At 58.8% G+C, this 18,574-nt stretch carries 21 protein-coding genes and 1 pseudogene; 5 read left to right on the top strand and 17 right to left on the bottom strand.

From position 1 onward, the window contains the following. Positions 1-33: 33 nt before the first annotated feature. From HKD24_RS08180 to HKD24_RS08160, 5 genes are all read right to left on the bottom strand, one after another. The gene (locus tag HKD24_RS08180) at positions 34-1,347 is read right to left on the bottom strand and encodes a phage terminase large subunit (protein ID WP_194259851.1); all 1,314 of its coding nucleotides are present in this window, start codon (positions 1,345-1,347) and stop codon (positions 34-36) included. After that, positions 1,331-1,579: a hypothetical protein gene (locus HKD24_RS15290; RefSeq protein WP_228124262.1), complete on the bottom strand. Its 249-nt coding sequence runs from the start codon at positions 1,577-1,579 to the stop codon at positions 1,331-1,333. The genes HKD24_RS08180 and HKD24_RS15290 overlap by 17 nt, the downstream gene beginning before the upstream one ends. A gap of 246 nt (positions 1,580-1,825) precedes the next feature. After that, positions 1,826-2,140 (bottom strand): hypothetical protein, encoded by a 315-nt coding sequence (locus tag HKD24_RS08170; RefSeq protein WP_228124261.1) that lies wholly within the window; start codon positions 2,138-2,140, stop codon positions 1,826-1,828. Positions 2,141-2,390: 250 nt separating this feature from the next. Continuing rightward, complete coding sequence (locus tag HKD24_RS08165; protein ID WP_407646362.1) at positions 2,391-2,924, bottom strand: hypothetical protein; 534 nt, start codon at positions 2,922-2,924, stop codon at positions 2,391-2,393. Positions 2,925-2,932: 8 nt separating this feature from the next. Continuing rightward, positions 2,933-3,241: a transcriptional regulator gene (locus HKD24_RS08160; RefSeq protein ID WP_194259848.1), complete on the bottom strand. Its 309-nt coding sequence runs from the start codon at positions 3,239-3,241 to the stop codon at positions 2,933-2,935. Positions 3,242-3,437: 196 nt separating this feature from the next. On the opposite strand from HKD24_RS08160, the gene HKD24_RS08155 reads away from it, so the two are divergent. Beyond that, positions 3,438-3,746, top strand: a complete 309-nt coding sequence (locus HKD24_RS08155; protein WP_265589056.1) for a helix-turn-helix domain-containing protein — start codon at positions 3,438-3,440, stop codon at positions 3,744-3,746. A 585-nt stretch (positions 3,747-4,331) separates the two neighbouring features. Here HKD24_RS08155 and HKD24_RS08150 read toward each other — a convergent pair. From HKD24_RS08150 to accD, 3 genes are read right to left on the bottom strand one after another with little or no spacing between them, the layout of a single operon-like run. Continuing rightward, a complete protein-coding gene (locus tag HKD24_RS08150; protein ID WP_194259846.1) occupies positions 4,332-5,846 on the bottom strand; it encodes a replicative DNA helicase in 1,515 nt (504 codons plus the stop codon). A gap of 45 nt (positions 5,847-5,891) precedes the next feature. After that, positions 5,892-7,214, bottom strand: coding sequence for a bifunctional folylpolyglutamate synthase/dihydrofolate synthase (locus tag HKD24_RS08145; protein ID WP_194259845.1), 1,323 nt, complete (start codon positions 7,212-7,214; stop codon positions 5,892-5,894). Beyond that, a complete protein-coding gene (gene accD, locus HKD24_RS08140; RefSeq protein WP_062496312.1) occupies positions 7,214-8,083 on the bottom strand; it encodes an acetyl-CoA carboxylase, carboxyltransferase subunit beta in 870 nt (289 codons plus the stop codon). Before accD ends, HKD24_RS08145 begins: the two co-directional genes overlap by 1 nt. Before the next feature lie 273 nt (positions 8,084-8,356). On the opposite strand from accD, the gene HKD24_RS08135 reads away from it, so the two are divergent. Continuing rightward, positions 8,357-8,923 (top strand): HdeD family acid-resistance protein, encoded by a 567-nt coding sequence (locus tag HKD24_RS08135; protein WP_194259844.1) that lies wholly within the window; start codon positions 8,357-8,359, stop codon positions 8,921-8,923. A 43-nt stretch (positions 8,924-8,966) separates the two neighbouring features. Here HKD24_RS08135 and trpA read toward each other — a convergent pair whose 3' ends face one another. Together trpA and trpB are read right to left on the bottom strand one after the other, a co-directional pair. Next, complete coding sequence (gene trpA / locus HKD24_RS08130) at positions 8,967-9,779, bottom strand: tryptophan synthase subunit alpha (protein ID WP_194259843.1); 813 nt, start codon at positions 9,777-9,779, stop codon at positions 8,967-8,969. Beyond that, positions 9,776-11,014, bottom strand: coding sequence for a tryptophan synthase subunit beta (gene trpB, locus HKD24_RS08125; RefSeq protein ID WP_194259842.1), 1,239 nt, complete (start codon positions 11,012-11,014; stop codon positions 9,776-9,778). Before trpB ends, trpA begins: the two co-directional genes overlap by 4 nt. A 180-nt stretch (positions 11,015-11,194) precedes the next feature. On the opposite strand from trpB, the gene HKD24_RS08120 reads away from it, so the two are divergent. Continuing rightward, positions 11,195-12,172: a magnesium transporter CorA family protein gene (locus HKD24_RS08120; RefSeq protein ID WP_194259841.1), complete on the top strand. Its 978-nt coding sequence runs from the start codon at positions 11,195-11,197 to the stop codon at positions 12,170-12,172. On the opposite strand, the gene HKD24_RS08115 is transcribed toward HKD24_RS08120, so the two are convergent. The 5 genes from HKD24_RS08115 to alr form a co-directional block, all read right to left on the bottom strand. After that, entirely contained in the window at positions 12,169-12,615 is a 447-nt protein-coding gene (locus HKD24_RS08115) for a DUF934 domain-containing protein (RefSeq protein ID WP_194259840.1), read from the bottom strand. The genes HKD24_RS08120 and HKD24_RS08115 overlap by 4 nt on opposite strands. Further along, positions 12,602-14,275 (bottom strand): nitrite/sulfite reductase, encoded by a 1,674-nt coding sequence (locus tag HKD24_RS08110; protein ID WP_194259839.1) that lies wholly within the window; start codon positions 14,273-14,275, stop codon positions 12,602-12,604. Before HKD24_RS08110 ends, HKD24_RS08115 begins: the two co-directional genes overlap by 14 nt. Then, positions 14,272-14,589, bottom strand: a complete 318-nt coding sequence (locus HKD24_RS08105; protein ID WP_062447778.1) for a DUF2849 domain-containing protein — start codon at positions 14,587-14,589, stop codon at positions 14,272-14,274. The genes HKD24_RS08110 and HKD24_RS08105 overlap by 4 nt, the downstream gene beginning before the upstream one ends. A 206-nt stretch (positions 14,590-14,795) precedes the next feature. Further along, positions 14,796-15,242 carry an RrF2 family transcriptional regulator gene (locus HKD24_RS08100; protein WP_194259838.1) on the bottom strand — a complete coding sequence of 149 codons (447 nt, stop codon included), beginning with the start codon at positions 15,240-15,242 and terminating at the stop codon, positions 14,796-14,798. Between the two features lie 97 nt (positions 15,243-15,339). Next, positions 15,340-16,479: an alanine racemase gene (gene alr / locus HKD24_RS08095; protein WP_228124260.1), complete on the bottom strand. Its 1,140-nt coding sequence runs from the start codon at positions 16,477-16,479 to the stop codon at positions 15,340-15,342. Positions 16,480-16,593: 114 nt separating this feature from the next. Here alr and HKD24_RS08090 point away from each other — a divergent pair, with 114 nt between their 5' ends. Together HKD24_RS08090 and HKD24_RS08085 are read left to right on the top strand one after the other, a co-directional pair. After that, positions 16,594-17,058, top strand: a complete 465-nt coding sequence (locus HKD24_RS08090; protein ID WP_194259837.1) for an Lrp/AsnC family transcriptional regulator — start codon at positions 16,594-16,596, stop codon at positions 17,056-17,058. 90 nt (positions 17,059-17,148) lie between these two features. Beyond that, complete coding sequence (locus HKD24_RS08085) at positions 17,149-17,349, top strand: (2Fe-2S)-binding protein (RefSeq protein WP_062507246.1); 201 nt, start codon at positions 17,149-17,151, stop codon at positions 17,347-17,349. 43 nt (positions 17,350-17,392) lie between these two features. On the opposite strand, the gene bfr is transcribed toward HKD24_RS08085, so the two are convergent. Together bfr and HKD24_RS08075 are read right to left on the bottom strand one after the other, a co-directional pair. After that, on the bottom strand, positions 17,393-17,881 hold the full coding sequence (gene bfr / locus HKD24_RS08080) for a bacterioferritin (protein ID WP_062507244.1): 489 nt from the start codon (positions 17,879-17,881) through the stop codon (positions 17,393-17,395). 234 nt (positions 17,882-18,115) lie between these two features. After that, positions 18,116-18,460: pseudogene (locus tag HKD24_RS08075) on the bottom strand (aldehyde dehydrogenase family protein); the annotation flags it as partial. Positions 18,461-18,574 lie beyond the last annotated feature (114 nt).

Below are 18,574 nucleotides of genomic sequence, written 5' to 3'. Positions count from 1 at the left end.
TTTCAGGCCGCGATCCCGACCCGGAGGGTCAGTTCAGCGCGCCAGCGAAAATCCAGACGGACCCCAGCCCGTCATGCCGCCGCTTCCGGCAAGCATCAGTTCACTCAGCCCCCAGACCATCGCATCCGCCCGATCCGGAGACCGTGGCCCGCGATATCCGCTGACCGAGAAATGACAGAGCTGATCCTCCAGAGCCGTAAACCGGCCATGATGAACAACCCTGCCAACCTCATAGAGCGCTGCAACCGGCTCTGCGCGCGCCGCCTTGCCCCGCGCCGCCGTCACCAGCTTGACCGAGGCATGCGCCCGCACACTCCGGATCGTGCCCTCTACCAGAGCCCCGCCGAAGTTCCGCTCCGCAACAATGCGTTCAGCACCCCATTCATCAAATGCCCGCAGGGCCCTGGCAGCCCAGCCCGCCGGACTATCCCTGGCAGACAGATCTTCCAGAACATGCCCCACACCAGCCGCATCAATGCCGCAGACCACAATCCCGATTTCATCGGATCTGTAATCTTCCGGTCCCGCAGCCCCCGAAGGATCAACAGACACCAGAATACGCCGCATACGGGCCGCCACATCCGCCCGGCTCTGCGCCGTAATCGCCACCTCACGCCGGAACATTTCCAGCCGCCACAGCGCGCCTTCAACAACCGATTGATATTCACCATAAAGAAACCGCCGCTTTTCCCGCTCAGGGAGCGCTTCAAGGCTGGCGAGATAATCCTCGCTCAGATTATCCCGGTTAGCCTGCGGATTGAGGATCATCGTCGCATACAGCGATTTGTCCGCTAACGGTTCCCCCGACTTCGGCTCGATCCCGCTTTCGAAAAGCGCATAAAGCCAGTGTCCCATACTCGGCGGATTGGCATCGATATATTCCTTCACCGCAAGGCCGGTTTTCTGCGCCAGACGCGTCAGAAGCATATTCCGCGCGCCATAACTGATCTGGCTGGCCTCGTTCAGATAAACCGTCGCGAATTCCAGACCGAGGATCTTCTCGGTCCGCTGCTCGTCATCCAGCCCCCCAAAAAAGATCGTCGATCCATTCGGGAACGTCACGACACAGTCCTGCCGGTCCAGCTTCCACCCGACCTGCGGAAAACACATCCGCATGACCTTCGGAAACGTGTCCCGCAAAACCGACGCCTTCAGCGCCGTCAGCCGATGGCGAAAAATGCCATGCCGACTGTCCGGTGCCTTCAGCGCCCTGATCACAACGGCCCGAACCAGAACAAAGGTCTTCCCCGACCGCGACCCGCCCCTCAGAAGAATATGCCGCGCCGGCCCACCCAGCAGCCGCACCGCCTCACGCTGCGAATCATTGAGCCTAAAGGGCGTTGTCATCACTGCTGATGCTGATCGAGATCGTCCCCGAACGCCCCTCGGATTCCATACCCGCCCTGAAACGGGACGGACGATGTGCCCGAAGCAGAAACGCCATCAGTCCGTCGCTATACCGTTTGCGAACAATCGGATTACCCGTATCCGGATCGCAGACAACTCGCCCCGCATAGGTGATAGGCTCGTCATATCCTTCCACGGCGCGTCGACGCGCTTCCGCTTCCAGGGCATCCACAGCCTCTTCGAGAGCCTCCTCCCAACGCGCAGAAAATTCCTTATCCGTATCTTTCCAGAGATATAACGTACTGCGCCGGACCTCGGCGACACGCCCGGCTTCCGAAATATTTCCACTGACAGACAGATGTTCGAGAAATCTCTTTTTCCGTTCCCATGACCGTTCCCGTCGCAAAGAACATTTACCAGATACGTCTTCATCCATCTGCTTCAACCTTTTCTCCCGGATCGACCCGAGAACCAACCCTCACCCGGCTCTCAGCGAAGCCTCCCTGCGGCTCATCATCATGCCACCGTCCAGCCAGACCGCCCGGACCGGGGCCTGCCGGAAACGCTTCCTGCTGTTGACATCCTTACGTGTCGGGATTTCTCCGTTCCGCTGGGTCTGTTCCCGTTCCGCCCCTACGGCCAGACGAGACACGATTTCCGGTGCAACACGACCGATCACCCGAGCCGACAGAACCGATCGCTGACAGGGAATGGACCGACACCTGACATCCAGCCGGGAAAGCCCCGCATCCACCAGATCATGCCACTGCAGAACAACATCAGCCCTGTGCACCGGCTCTCCTTCATAAACAAGAGGACAACCCACAAATGAACCGGAATTTTTCTGAATAACAATAAATGTCTGTCGGCCAGACAAAACTACGCTTCCAGAAGAAATTTCACATTTTCCCATAATTCAGGAAACTTCCAAAATAAAAGCCGCTCTCCTTGCGGAAGAGCAGCTTTGTATTTTTATGATGTAATTCTTCAGTGTGTATTTCTTATAATAAAACCGCATTCGAATAGCAAGTGATAATTTATCGTTAACGAGATTTTTTCCTGTTCTTGTTTCTGGACATCGTTTCATACACATGCGCGAGCTGCTCCAGAAGCAGGGCGCACTGAGCTGAAACCTTCATCCGTGCACGCCCTTCCGACAAAGCTGGATAAAGGTGGCGAGCCATTGCCGAGAAGGACATTTCACGCGCCAGAAGCATTTCGAGACGAACATGCGCACACAGTCCAAGCATGTCCCGAATCTGCGTAATCCGTGCAGAACACTGCCCCCGCCCCATCATCCAGGTATGAATGTCTCCGCGCTCACGGATACGGCCATCAGATGGCGGATTTTCCACAACACCGAGCGACGCAAAAACATACTCGCGATACCACCTGTCAGCTGCTGCCAGTTCATCATCCCCGATATCGCCCGCGTCATACATGGACTGCACCGCATTCACGACCCGGAACGTGTTTGCGACTTCGCGGATGTCCGAATGCTGGTACCGCTCCGCAGTAGGCTTCACCACAACATCAGGTATTCCACATACACCCGACGGAGACACGTCCTGCACCATATTGAACATCAGTTGATCTCCATGCCAGCAGCATCACGTCCACCCATCGGCTGCAGCCCCGGAAAGACCGGCACCAGATCCGCACCCCACAGCGCATTCCAGCTCACGGGATGACCGGCAGGAAGCGCCTCAGCCGTTTCCCTGTCCGTCACCATTCGGGTACGCGACGAGGACGTACCGGATGTTTTCTTGGCAGAACGTCCCCGTCCCTTGCGGGCACTGCCCTGCTCAGGTAGCCAGCCATCGGAAGCAAGCATGGCAGCGAGAGCGCTTGCGGAGACCCGACGGGGTACGAAACCTGACTTGACCTGCCTCATCTCAACATCCTTTATCAGTACAGAACTGTTTCCAACTTTGGCAAAATGCCACAGCGTGTGATAAAAAAAACTTCTTCTGGATTTGGCATAAAGCCATTGCTAAAAAGGCCTCATGGCCAAACACAAGCGCCCGGACTCTCTGACTGCACTCCAACGAGCCATCGGAACTCGCATTTCCTGGGCTCGTGAACTCGTCATGCCCAATCAGAGCGAATGCGCCCGCCTGCTGGGCGTTGACGCTTCGACCCTCAACAAGATCGAACGCGGCGATCGTGCGCCCAGCGTCTTCCTCATTGCGGCACTGTCGAACCGCCTGCGCGTGTCGACAGATTTTCTTCTGAAAGGCGTCCTGAACGGTCGTACCGACGAAGAACTGGCCCTGCGGCTGGCTGCCCTGCACCCAGAGTTGGTGCTCCAGCGGCAAGACATGGCTCCGAGCACGGACAGAAACATGTCTTCCGACACACCTGATCCGCCCAAGAGACCAGATGAGGAGATCCATTAGTGACTGTTTCACCGGTTTCCATACGCATTCAGGCGCCCCCCATTCGATACGACACGATAAGCTCGAATCATCGATGGAATGAACAAATCGGAAACGTTACCGGCCATCAGATCGTCTGGATTCATTGACCGGCTCCCCTCCTTCCCCGTTGATCGCCCCCATGGCAACCACCGATTAACGATAAATTAATGGCACTGTGCCATTGGGTCAAGGAACAAATATGGCTTTGAGCCATTAATACAGGTTTTGGCTGCCTCCGATTTTCCGCATTGCAGCCACAATCGGGGAATGCGCCCGTGCTTTTTTCCTGAGATTTTACAGAGAAACTGCGCTGAAGAGTTTCATATTACAGCTTTTTTTCAAGCAGCAGCTTCAGCATCAATCTGTACTGTTCAAGTATTGATTTGAAAAAATGCAACATTGCATTTCAGTCGCTGCAAAAATTTTTCCAAAAAGAATCTTGGCGCTTTTTTCACGATCGAAGCGTCCGGCTGGTTTTTTTTCCTCGCCGGACGATACCCTCGTCAGAAAATGCGTGATGGAAGCAGCAAGGCTGCATTCAAAGTACTCACTCCCGCTGGAGTGTTACTCGTGAATGACATCCAGATCTCCGAACCGGGTATATTCCCCTTCGAAATACAGCTGGATCATTCCGGTAGGGCCATGCCGCTGCTTCTCAAGAATCAGCTCTGCCTTGTTGTGCACAAGAGCCATCTTGCGCTGCCACTCTTCTGTCGCAGCCTGGAACTTGTCATTGCTGTCGTAGGCACTGTCCTTGGGCTGACGCTGCTGCAGATAATATTCGTCGCGATAAACGAACATAACCGCATCCGCATCCTGCTCGATCGATCCCGATTCGCGCAGATCCGACAGCATCGGCCGCTTGTCCTCACGCGATTCGACCTGACGTGAGAGCTGGGACAGGGCAATCACTGGAACAGAAAGCTCTTTCGCAATCGCCTTGAGTCCCTGCGTGATCATCGAGATTTCCAGAACACGACTGTCAGGCTTCGTCCCGATAGCGGGCCGCATCAGCTGCAGGTAATCCACTACCACCAGGCTCAACCCCTGCGTCCGTGCCAGGCGGCGGCACCGCGTCCGCATGGCAGACAGGGAAATCGCCGGCGTATCGTCAATATAGAGCGGCAGTCGCTGAAGCTCGCGCGCAACCCGGACAAACCGGTCAAATTCCTTCTGCCCGATATCACCGCGCCGGATTTTTTCACCCGAAACTTCGGCTTCACCAGAAAGAATACGGGTGGCCAGCTGCTCGGATGACATTTCCAGAGAGAAAATCGCCACCGATCCCTTGGGCTTCTCACCACTATCCTCGGCATCCCGCAGGATCGAGCGTGCCGCCGAGAACGCGATCTTGGTCGCCAGCGCCGTCTTGCCCATCGCAGGACGCCCGGCAAGGATGATCAGATCGGAAGGATGCAGACCACCCGTCCGCTTGTCGAAGTCCCGCAGACCCGACGTCAGACCCACCACATCGCCAGTGCGCTGATAGGCCTTGGTTGCAACACTGACTGCTTCCGTCAGCGCCTTGGTAAACGAGACAAACCCGCCTTCCTGTCCCCGCTCCGTCGCCAGCTTGAACAACGCCTCTTCAGACGCCGCAATCTGATCGGAACCATCCAGATCCGGCCGCGCCCCAAAGGCATTGTTGACGACCGTTTCACCAATATCGATCAGCTGGCGACGCACCCAGGCATCATGGATCACCCGCCCATAATCACCCGCATTGACGATACCCACCATCGCCGTCAGCAGCTTCGCCAGATAGGCCGGACCACCCGCGGCATCCAGAACACCCGTATGCTCGAATTCCGCCCGCATGGTCACGGGATCGGCCAGCTGTCCGCGCTCGATCCGCCGGGCAATGGCTTCGTAAATCCGCCCGTTGACCGGGTCGGAAAAATGAGCCGGCTCCAGAAAGTCCGAAACCCGCTCATACGCCTTGTTATTGGTCAGGATGGCGCCCAGCAGCGCCTGCTCGGCAGCCGTGCTGGACGGCGGACTGCGCCTCAGCAGGACACCCAGATCTCCATCGTTCGAGGAAGCATCAGAGACGGTCGGAGAGAAATGCGATTCGATCATGTTCACGCTGCCCTTCTAACATCCTGCACCGCGACCAGAAACGGATTACCGCGCGATCCAACCATCCTCTGCCAGAACCACACCCGCCAGATAAAGACTGCCACAGATCAATACGCGTGCAGGCGCCCCCCCTTCCGCCACAAGACGCTCCAGAGCTTCCCTGACAGTCGGACCAGCAATCGCCCGCCCCCCCGAAGCCGTAATGATCTCTTCGACCGGCATCGCCAGATGCTGCCCCGGCTCCGCCACCGCCTGAACCGAAGCCGCCCGCTCAACAATCGGCTTCAAGAATCCCGATGCGTCTTTGGTCTGCTTCACACCCGCGATCACATAGACAGGCCGGTCTTTCCAGCCATCCAGAACCGTTCCCAGCACCTGACCGGCATCCGGATTATGCCCACCATCCAGGTAGAGCTCCCATCCGGCAGGAAGCATCTGCGCCAGCGTGCCATCCAGTTTCTGCAACCGCGCAGGCCAGAAGGTTCTGGAAATACCCTGATAAGCCGAAACCGGCAGAGCCAGCCCCGAAACCCGCAATGCGGCCACAGCCAGCGCCGCATTCCCGGCCTGATGCCGCCCTTTCAGAGCCGGCAGCGGCAGCGCGAGCGCACCATCCGCATCCCGATATTCCAGACCATCCGCACACTCGGTGAAGACAACATCCTCCCCGATCACCCGAAGCGGTGCATTCAGCTCTGAGGCCCGGCGACGAATGACATCCAGCGCTTCCGGTGCCTGAGCCGCCGAAACAACCGGCACACCCTCCTTGATGATCCCGGCCTTCTCCCCGGCAATGGCCGCAACCGTACTGCCCAGAAACGCCTCATGATCCAGACTGATCGGCGTAATCACGCAGGCCGCAGGCTTCGGCACGACATTGGTCGCATCCAGCCGCCCGCCAAGCCCGACTTCCAGCACCACCAGATCAGCCGGAACCTGCGAGAACAGCAGGAACCCCGCCGCCGTCAGAACTTCGAAAACCGTAATCGGAGCGCCGGCATTGACCTGCTCGACCTTCTCGAGCGCGGCAACCAGAACATCCTCATCCACAAGCCGCCCCGCCAGCCGGAAGCGCTCGGTCACGCTCACCAGATGCGGGCTGCTCATGACATGAACGCGCAGACCACCCACCTCGGCAATGGCTCGCAGATTGGCACAGGTACTGCCCTTGCCGTTCGTCCCGGCCACATGAATGACCGGCGGCAGATGACGCTCGGGATTGCCCAGCTTCGCCAGAAGCGCCTCAAGCCGCCCCAGCGAAAGATCAATCAGCGCCGGATACAACTCCTGCAAGCGCGCAAGAACGGCACCTGGCCGTCCCTGATATTCGCCGGACAGCCGAACCGGCGCCCCACGCTCCACGGTCATCAGGCCGCCGCGTCAGAAACGGTTTTCTGGCGCATCATAATGCCCAGAATCCGCCCCAGCAGTTCCGGAAGCTCGGAGCGCTTGGCCACGATATCGACCATGCCATGCTCACGCAGATACTCCGAACGCTGGAAGCCTTCCGGTAGCTTCTCGCGAACGGTATCCTGAATGACGCGCGGCCCCGCAAACGCGATCAGCGCATTGGGCTCGGCGATATGCACATCACCCAGCATCGCGAAAGACGCCGAAACACCACCTGTCGTCGGGTTCGTGAACACGACAACATAAGGCAGACCCGCTTCCTGAAGCATCTGCACACCGATCGTCGTGCGCGGCATCTGCATCAGGCTGACAACACCTTCCTGCATCCGCGCTCCACCCGAAGCCGTATAGACCACCAGCGGCGCCTTCTGCAGAACAGCCAGACGGCAGGCGGCCACAAAAGCCTCGCCCAGCGCAGCGCCCATCGTCCCCAGCAGGAACTCGGGCGCCATGACGGCAACAACAGCCTTCTGCCCCTTGATCATGCCATGAGCAACGACCAGTGCCTCATCAAGATGCGACTTGTTCCGCGCATCCTTCAGACGGTCCGTATAACGCTTGGAATCCTTGAACCCCAGCGGATCGACCGGCATCTTCGGCAGCTCGATGGTGGTGTATTCCCCTCCGTCGAATGTCCAACCCAGACGCTCCTTCGCCGTCGCCCGCATGTGGTGTCCGCAATGCGGACAGACCTTCTCGGACCGCTCCAGCTCCTTGGTGAGCATCATCTGCCCGCAGGATTCGCAGTTGGTCCACAGATTGTCCGGCACGTCCCGCTGAAGCAGGCCACGCAGCTTGGGTCGGACGTAGTCGGTCATCCAGCTCATGTCGTCTCGTTACTTTCTGCCCGCCTTCAGGACAAAGGACGGAGTGGGGGTTAAAGCCCGGCGAAGGGCTGCATTCTCTGGCGCGTTTTAACGCCCGGAGGCCAAATATGCCAGCCCAACCATCAGCGGGCCCGTCTTATCTCTCCCGCCTGCATCACAAATCATGCCATCTTCCCCGACACGACCCATTACAGCGGACGTCATGTCCGGCATCCGGCCCCTTTCCCGAACAAGGGCCAGCCCGACAGACCACGTTCCTGAACGGAGAAGACCATGTCAGACAGTTTCAACACCATCCGCTTCCCCAGCCCACAGGGCCTCAAGCCCGGCTGGTTCATCGGCTTCGGAGCTTTCCTGATCATTCTCGGCATCCTGGCTGCCCTGGATGCCATCACCACCACCCTGACCAGCATGGTCATCCTCGGCGTCCTGATGATCATCGGCGGCGTTGCGCAGGTCATGCAGAGCTTCGCCCATCGCGGCCTGCCAGTCCCGAACCAGTGGCTCTCCGGACTGATCGGCGGCCTCTACATTCTCGGCGGCATTCTCCTGATCGAAGAGCCCGCCACCGGCTCGATCTTCCTGACCGCCATCCTCGCTGGCTGCCTGATCTTCGCAGGCCTCGCCCGCACCTTCTGGGCTGGCGGCCACCGCAACAACAGAAGCTGGCTCGCTCTCGCCATCAGCGGCCTTGTCACACTGCTCATCGGCATCATGCTCTACATGACGCTGCCCTGGTCCGGCCTGTGGCTGATCGGCATGTTCATCGCCGTGGAACTGCTCATGGCCGGCGTTGCAACCGTCCTCTTCGGGCTGTCCCTGCGCAACAACGGCGCCTGAGTATCCTGTTCCGGCAGGCACCAGCCTGCCGGAACATCACAAATCAGACCCGAACGGCCGCCGCCAGACTTTCAAGCTGCTTCAGAACAGCCGGAACAGTCCGCTCCGTCGCCTGACCATTTTCCAGCGTTGAAGCCATGGTCTTGATCAAGGCCGAAGCCACAACAGCCGCATCCCCGATCCGCGACGCCGTCCGTGCCTGCTCCGGCGTGGAAATCCCGAACCCGATGGCCACCGGCAGGCTGGTCGCCTCCCGGATCCGCGGCAGCGCCTTCTCCAGATCCGCCGCACTCGCACTGTTCGTCCCGGTAATCCCGGTAATGCTCACATAATAGACGAACCCACTCGCCTCCCGCAGGACATGAAACAGCCGGGAGTTCGACGTCGTCGGTGCCACCAGCGAGATGATATCGAGGCCAGCTTCCCGCGCATGCGCATCGAGCAGATCCGCCTCTTCGGTCGGCATGTCGACGACGATGATCCCGTCCACACCCGCCTGAGCCGCATCAAAGCAGAACTCGGCCGGACCATAGCTGTCGATCGGGTTCAGATACCCCATCAGCACGATCGGCGTTTCATTGTCGGTCTCACGGAACGCCCGGACCATCTCCAGCACACGCCCCAGCGTCGCCCCGGCCTTGAGGCCACGAAGTGCTGCCGCCTGAATCGTGGGCCCATCCGCGGACGGATCGGAAAACGGCACCCCGATCTCGATCAGGTCCGCCCCCGCCGCCGGCATCGCCCGAAGTAGCTCCAGCGAAGTATCATAATCCGGGTCACAGGCCTGAAGATACGGGATCAGCGCACCGCGCCCTTCCTTCTTCAGAGCTGCAAAACGTGTCTGGATACGGCTCACAGCTTCACTCCCAGATGATGCGCCACAGTAAAGATGTCCTTGTCCCCACGCCCGGAGACATTCAGGACGATGATCTGGTCCTTCGCCATCGTGGGCGCGATCTTCATGACATGCGCCAACCCATGCGCACATTCGAGCGCCGGGATAATGCCCTCAGTCCGCGTGCAGACCTGGAACGCCTCAAGCGCCTCCTCATCCGTCACACCAACATATTCGGCCCGGCCGATATCATTCAGCCAGGAATGCTCCGGCCCGATCCCCGGATAATCCAGCCCAGCGCTGATCGAATGCGCTTCCTCGATCTGCCCGTGCCTGTCCTGAAGCAGATACGTCCGGTTGCCATGGAGCACACCCGGCCGACCACGGGAAATGGACGCCGCCGTCTTCCCGGTATCCAGCCCATGCCCCGCCGCCTCGACACCAATCAGCCTGACGTCCGCATCATCGAGGAACGGATGGAAAATCCCCATCGCATTCGACCCGCCACCAATCGCCGCCACGATCACATCCGGCAGACGTCCCTCGGCCTGGGTCATCTGCTCTTTGACCTCAACCCCGATCACGGACTGGAAATCACGCACCATCTCCGGATACGGATGCGGTCCTGCGACCGTACCAACGAGGAAATACGTGTCGGCGACATTGGCCACCCAGTCACGCATCGCCTCGTTCATCGCATCCTTGAGCGTCCCCGCCCCGGCCGTCACCGGCTTCACTTCCGCGCCCAGAAGATGCATGCGGAACACATTGGGCTTCTGCCGCTCAACGTCGGTCGCGCCCATGTAGATCGTGCATTTCAGCCCGAAAAGCGCACAGACCGTCGCCGTCGCCACACCGTGCTGCCCCGCGCCGGTCTCCGCAACAATCCGCGTCTTGCCCATCCGCCGGGCCACGAGAATCTGGCCCATGACATTGTTAAGCTTGTGTGAACCGGTATGGTTCAGCTCTTCACGCTTGAAGTAGACCTTCGCCCCGCCAAGCTCTTCCGTCAGATGCTGAGCAAACCACAGCGGACTGGGACGGCCGACATAATCCTTCAGGTAATAGTCCAGCTCCCTGCGGAATTCCGGATCGGCCTGCGCGGCGCGATAGGCCTCATCCAGCTCCAGCAGCAGCGGCATCAGCGTTTCCGCGACGAAGCGGCCACCGAAAATCCCGAACCGCCCCCGGTCATCCGGACCGGAACGGAGGGAGTTGGCCAAAGGAGATGACAGGGGGGAAGATGTGTTCGTCATACCGCACTCGGTTCCACTTCAGGGCCCCAATGCGATACCAAGGGCAGCCCCCGCCGTCCATCCACCTCTCTGATTTCCGACGCCTCCTGAAACAATTCCGGGACAGGACCTTGCGATCCCGCGGCAGGCAGGACATGAGAGAGCCTCACAGCCATTTCATTTGTCCCAAGGATCTGCCTGATGTTCCTCGTGCGCCCCGCTGGCGTTCCGGCCCGGGAAATCGGACCGGATATCGATATTTCCAAAGCGGTCTGGCTCGATCTCATCAATCCGACCACGGACGAAATCGACCGTGCTGAAAAGGCCCTTGGCACCCATATCCCGCGCCGGGAAGAACTTGAGGAAATCGAAAGCTCCTCCCGCCACCACGAAGAAAGTGGGGTTCTCTATCTTTCAACCCCCCTCGTCAGACGCGCGGAAGACACAGCATTTTCCCTGCCGATCGGCTTCGTCCTGACCGACAGACGCCTCATCACCGTCCGTTATGCCGACTATTATGGCTTCGACATCGTCGGTCGCCGTCAGGCCGAACGTGATCCCGCCAAAGGCGAGCCCTCCGCCAACGAAATCCTCGTCGAGATCATCGAGGAAGTCATCAACCGTTTGGCAGATATCCTGGAAGGCCTGGGCCGCGACCTGGACGCCATCTCCAAACGGGTCTTCAACACCGACCGCCCCCGTGACCCGGCCCGGGCCGGTGAGATGCTGCGTGAAACCCTGCGACGCCTCGGCCATGGCGGCGACCTTGCCTCCATGACCCGCGACAGCCTGCTCGGCCTGGACCGGATCCTGATCTATATCGGCGACAGGACCGAAAAGGATCCCCAGGCCCTAAGAACCCGCATCAAGGTCGCAGGACGCGACATCGCCTCCCTCAACGACTTCGATACCCAGACCGTCAACAAGGTCCAGTTCCTGCTGGACGCCACACTCGGCTTCATCAGCATCGAACAGAATGACGGCATGAAGGTCCTGACCGTGGTCAGCGCGATCGGCATCCTGCCGACCCTGATTGCCGGCATCTATGGCATGAACTTCCACAACATGCCCGAACTGTCATGGAAATACGGCTACCCCTACGGCCTGACCCTCATGGTCCTTTCGGTCGTCCTGCCCCTCTTCTGGTTCTGGCGCCGCGGCTGGTTCGGCGCCCGCTAGGACGCCTCTTCCACCCGAAGCCCCGGCCCCACGGACCGCTCCGGCAGAACCGAGCGCTGATACGCCACCGGAAACTGCCGGAGCTGCTTTTCCCACAAAGCCGGGTCACCATTGCCGTCCTTCGGCAGAACGACACTGTCTACCCCGCAGCGACGCAGAAACGCCGCCTGATCCGGCAGAATATGTCCTTCCGCCCGGATCTCGCCCGAAAACCGCAGATATTCCCGAAGCTCCCGGGCCTGCGTGAACCCACGCCCGTCCCGGAAAATCGGGAACCGCAGCACCACAAGCTCCAGCCGGTTCAGATAAGGTTTCAGAAGCGCCGGATCATCCGCACTCTCCAGCAGAACCGCCCGCGCATCATCCCGCTCCGCCAGTTCCGCAACCGTCACCAGCACATCATGAACCTGTGCCGTCCGCTCGCCGAGTTCAAACAGTTTCATATGCCGCCTCCCTGAAAGGCTCATGCCCCAGACGCGTCAGCGTATCGAGGAACGTCTCCCCGCTCTCCCGGCGCCCGAGATAGCAGTCCACAAGCCGCGCAATCGCATCCACGGTCTCGTCTTCCGGCAGAGCCGCCCCCAGAATCGTCCCGATCGCCGCGCCATTCTCGGCCCGGCCACCAACCGTCAGCTGGAAGAATTCTTCCCCGCGCTTGTCCACACCCAGAAGCCCGATATGCCCGGCATGATGATGCCCACAGGCATTGATGCAGCCCGAGATATTGATCCGCAGCGCCCCGATTTCGGCCTGAAGCGCCGTATCCGCAAACCGGGCCCCCAGCTTCTGCGCAATCGGAATGGACCGCGCATTCGCCAGCGCACAGTAATCCAGCCCCGGGCACGCCACGATATCGCCAATCAGACCGATATTCGCTTCCGCCAGTCCGACTTCCGCCAGCCCCATCCACAGATCCCGCAGCCGGTCCTTGCGCACATGCCCCAGAACCACATTCTGCAAATGCGTGATCCGGATTTCCCCGAACGAATACGCATCCGCCAGATCCGCCAGCCGCGCAATCTGGGCCGATGTCGCATCCCCCGGAATGCCACCCGCCGGCTTCAGCGAAATGGTGGCAATGATATGCCCCGGATCGCGGTGGACATGCGTGTTACTCCGCACCCAGCGGTCAAAAAGCGGATCATCCCGCCGCTGCTGCGCCAGAACAGCATCCGCATCAGCCGGAGCCTCAAGCTGTGGCACGGCAAACCGCGACTGGATCGCCGCAACCGCCTCCGGCGTCAGCCGATACCGCTCCAGATCCATCTGGGCGAGCTCCGCCTCGACAGCCTCGCGATAGGCCTCAACCCCGATGGCCTGCACCAGGATCTTGATCCGCGCCTTGTAGATATTGTCCCGCCGTCCATGCGCATTATAGACGCGCAGGATGGCCTCCAGCGTCGCCAGAAGATGCTCTTCCCGCACACTGTCAAACAGCTCCTGACCGATGACCGGGGTCCGCCCCAGACCACCACCCACGAAAATCCGGAACACTGGCGCCCCATCCTCACCCGGACGGGCCAGAATCCCGATATCATGGAAGCGCGCCGCCACCCGATCATTCGGACTGCCCGAAATCGCAATCTTGAACTTGCGCGGCAGGAACGTGAACTCGGGATGCAGCGTGGACCACTGACGCAGGATCTCCGCATGAACCCGAGGGTCCACCAGTTCATCCGCCGCAGCGCCCGCATACTCATCCGCCGTCACGTTACGGATGCAGTTCCCGCTGGTCTGGATGGCATGCATGTCCACCTCAGCCAGCTCACGCAGAATGGCCGGCGTATCCTCAAGCCTGATCCAGTTGAACTGGATGTTCTGCCGCGTCGTGAAATGACCGTAATCGCGGTCATACCGCCGGGCAATCTCGCCCAGCTTGCGCAGTTGCCGGCTATCCAGAATCCCATAAGGAATGGCAACCCGAAGCATATAGGCGTGGAGCTGCAAATAGAGCCCGTTCATCAGCCGAAGCGGCTTGAACTCATCCTCGCTCAGCGTCCCGTCCAGACGACGCTGCACCTGCCCCTCAAACTCGGCAATCCGCGCCTGAAGGAAATCCCGGTCAATCCGGTCATACTGGTAATGGCCGACAGGAATGCTCACTGTTCGGTCTCCACTGCAAATTCGGGATGAACTGTCGGGCCATGTGCCCGGATCTTTTCACGAACCGTGACGGGCTCCGGCGGAACAGCAGCCTGCACCGCCGTATCATAGACACCCACCACCCCATCACGTTGGGCCTCTGCCACCACGCGCGCGAGCACTGCTTCCGCCTCATCCGCATCCAGAAGGGCCGCACGTCCAATATGAAGATCCCACGTCCCGTCCGCACACCACCAGACGGTACGACCATCCAGCAGGCGGTTGGCGGTCAGAACCAGCTTCTGGCCAGGTTCAAGTCGGACAGGACGTTTCATCAGCGCTCACCTTCCTGATGAATCCCGATCTCACCCTGCGGCTGGACCCATCATGAATCTGTCCCCGTCTCCGCACCTGAACAGAAGGCCGCAAACATTTCAGAGACAAGGAACTCACCACAACGGATAACATTGATCCATCATGGTAAGATAACCAGTCCTCTAAAACCCATTTCGTGGTTTTTACAAAATACTTTTTTTATTGGTTATATAGAGAAAGAAATCGGTGCCCGGCTTGGACGCTGCATCCCGGCCACTTCCGCATTCTGAAGCAGGTGCTCCAGCGTGACCGACGCCATCTTTTCCGAAACTTCCTGGTCCACCGACTGCCAGAACGGCTCCAGCACCTTGGTCCGCAGAAGATTCGTGCCTTCTTCGGGCATTTCCGGATCTTCCGTCACAGTCCGGACGATCTCATTCAGTGTGATGGTCCGCGGCGGCCGCCCCAGACGATATCCCCCCTTCGGGCCACGCACACTCGACAGCAGTCCAGCCCGGGACAGTGCCTGCAGCACCGGCTCAATTCCGCGACGGAGCATATCACCCCGCCGGGCAATATCCGCACCGCTCACAACTCCGGACCGGCCTGCATGAAAGGCGACATCCAGCATGATGGATATGGCGGTCAAAGCTCTATCACGACGGAGATACATGAAAATTCCGATTTTCTGCGACAGACAACATCATCATGACATAGCCCGATTTCAGTTCGTCTATCTTGTTTTCCATGCTGGAATGTCAATCGCCCTTTCAGGGCATCTCCCCATTTCCAACATATTCCCGATGAAAACGGTGCCCCAGCGACGTCAGGACCTCATATCCGATCGTCCCTGCCGCTGCCGCGACATCATCCACGCTACGCCTGGGTCCAATCAGATCGACCATCATGTCGGGACCAAGTTTTCCATCCGGCACATCTGAAATATCCACAATCAGGGAATCCATCGAAACACGCCCGAGAAGCGGCAGACAGAAATCCTCAAACCACGCACAGCCCTGCCCGGCTCCATGCCGGGAAAATCCATCCGCATAGCCCACAGCCACAGTCGCAATCCGACGCGGCATCGTCGGCCGGTAGGTCAGCCCGTACCCGACCCCCTCACCCGGCAGAAGATCACGGATCTGTAGAATATGAGCCTGAAGCCGGACAACCGGTGCCAGCGGATTGGGTCCGTTCTGGTTCGGAGCAAGTCCGTAAAGCGCAGCGCCCGGCCGCACCATGTCCAGATGATAATCTGGCCCCAGAAAAATCCCCGAGGACGCCGACAGGCTCAGCGGCGCAGCTGGCAACTGTGCAGACATCTCAAGCAACCGGGCTTTCTGCGACGGATTGGCAGGATGGTCGGGCGTATCGGCACAGGCGAGATGGCTCATGACCAGACTGACATCCAGCCCGTCCATAAGCCCTTCATCTTCTCGCAAAGCTTCAAGATCCGCCTGCGAAAGACCGAACCGGGACATCCCGCTATCAACCTGAAGAGCCGCCTCCAGCGGAGCTCGCGCCTGCCCCGCAGCATCACGCCAGACCGCAATCTGCTCAATACTGTTCAGAACCGGCCGCAGCCCATAATACGCACAGGCACCGGCCGCATTCGGCCGCGGACCATGCAACACCGTAATCCGCGCATCCTTTGACACGACCGAGCGCAGCCTGATGCCTTCATCAACATGCGCAACGAAAAAATCTTTTGCGCCGGCACGCTCAAGCACCGGCGCAACACGCGCGATGCCGAGTCCATAGGCATCTGCCTTGACGACAGCAGCACAGGACGCGTTACCCACGCAGTTCTGAAGATACCGGTAGTTTGAAGCAATCGCGTCCAGATCCACCGTAAGGCGGGCTCCGGCACGGGAAGAAGGCCACAGAGGATCAGGACATGCGCTCATCATGAAAGATGAGACTATCCCCTTCCCCGTTAGAATATCCTGCCGGATAATCACAGAATATTCTGATTAACAAAAAAACTATGACCGATTCTGCGAAAATAGACCGATAATTCCAACATGATCTTCGACCGCATCACCGAATCCATTCTACGCATCCTTCAGCACGACGGACGCCTCAGCAATGCCGACCTCGCACAGCGCGTCGGCCTGTCCCCGTCCGCCTGTCTGCGGCGGGTGCGGCTGCTGGAAGAACAGGGCGTCATCCGCGGCTATCGTGCCGTTATCGACGAACGCTCGGCCCACAAACTGACAACGGTCATCGTCCAGATCACACTCGAACGTCTGACGGATGAAACGCTCCGTCGCTTCGAAGCCCGCATCCGCGAATGTCCCGATGTCCGTGAATGCTATCTCATGACGGGAGAAGCCGATTACCTTCTCCATGTCGCCGCCCGCGATCTGGCCGACTATGAGCGCATCCACAAGGAAGAGCTTTCCCGCCTGCCCGGCGTCGTCCGCATCCAGAGCAATTTCGCAATCCGCCCCGTCGTCCAGCGCTGGATCAATCAGGATCCCGCCTGATTCGCAAAAACATAAAAATGCATTTGCGAACCATTTGCATTTGAATTAGGCTCGATTCATCGGTCCCTGTGAACGAAAGCCTGATTTTCCATGATCGTCTGTTCATGCAATGCGCTGTCCCATCGGGACATCGAAATCGCAATTCACAACGGAGCTTCCCGGCCAGCGGAAATCTACTCAGCCAGAAAATGCAAGGCGAAGTGTGGCAACTGCGTGCCCGGCATCGTCTGTCTTCTGCGCTCGGCTCTTCAGAAAACCCAGGCTGAACAGGCGCAGCTTAACGCCGCATAAAAAACAACCCGGACAATGCCGGGTTGTTCCAAGCCCTGCTGCCTTATTCCTGTTCGGGAGCCGCAGCAGAATTCTTCTGGATATAACGCTCAATCCCGACCTGTCTGATCAGGTCGAACTGGCGATCGATGAAGTCCTCATGCTCTTCTTCATTAACGAGGATTTTCAGCAGAAGGTCACGCGAGACATAATCCCGAACGCTCTCACAGTAAGCGATTCCGTCCCGCAGATCCTGGATGGCTTTCTCTTCAAGCTTCAGATCGCATTCCAGAATTTCCTGAACAGTCTGGCCGATCAGGATCGGGTTCAGACGCTGAACATTCGGCAAGCCACCCAGAAACAGGATGCGCTCGATCAGCCAGTCCGCATGACGCATCTCTTCGATGGACTCGTCATATTCCTTCTTCCCCAGATGCGTGACACCCCAGTGCCTCAGCGTGCGGGCATGAAGGAAGTACTGGTTGATCGCCGTCAGCTCGTTCGTGAGCTGCGTATTCAGATGCTCGATCACCACTGGATCTTTAATAGCCATGTTTCCAACCCTCCAAAAAAAGGGAGAATATCGGAGAGGACAGGCAAAAGAAAACTCTATCTCTCCAGCCCTTTCGATCATCAGGCCCGGGTCAGGATCTGGAACGTAGCGTCAGTGAATTCCAGGAATAATAGCCAATATGATCTGCCGCTGTTCGTGCTTTTCAACAAGAAGAGCGGCAGACAGACGGAAAGTTCAGGACCGCTATTATCGCCTATTAACTGACGATATATCCTAGCCAACCCGGACAAGCTTGCGGTTGATAAACTCCTCAATGCCGAGGAAAGACAGCTCTCTCCCGAAACCGGAATTCTTGATGCCTCCGAAAGGCAGTTCCGGTGCAGCTGCGGTGGCCGTATTGATGAAAACCATGCCGGTCTCAACCTGTTCGGCGACCTTTTCTGCACGGGCGATATCCCGCGAGAACACTGCTCCGCCAAGACCGTAAGGAGAGTCATTGGCCAGCTCAATAGCCGCCTGTTCGGATGCAACCTTGTGCACAACCGCCACAGGACCGAAAATCTCCTGATAGAAGACCGGATTGTCCTTTGAGACATCCGTCAGGATGGTGGGTTTGACATGCCCCCTTTTTGTTACCACTCAAAAAGAGAGTTTCCGGTTTTTATGGTTTGGGGTTGATGGGATGACAAGCGTCTCGGGGGCATGCCCCCGAGACGCTTGTCTGGCGACCTG

Source organism: Gluconobacter vitians, assembly GCF_015244565.1.
GTDB classification, from domain to species: domain Bacteria; phylum Pseudomonadota; class Alphaproteobacteria; order Acetobacterales; family Acetobacteraceae; genus Gluconobacter; species Gluconobacter vitians.
This window is presented reverse-complemented; position numbering and strand designations above follow the sequence as displayed.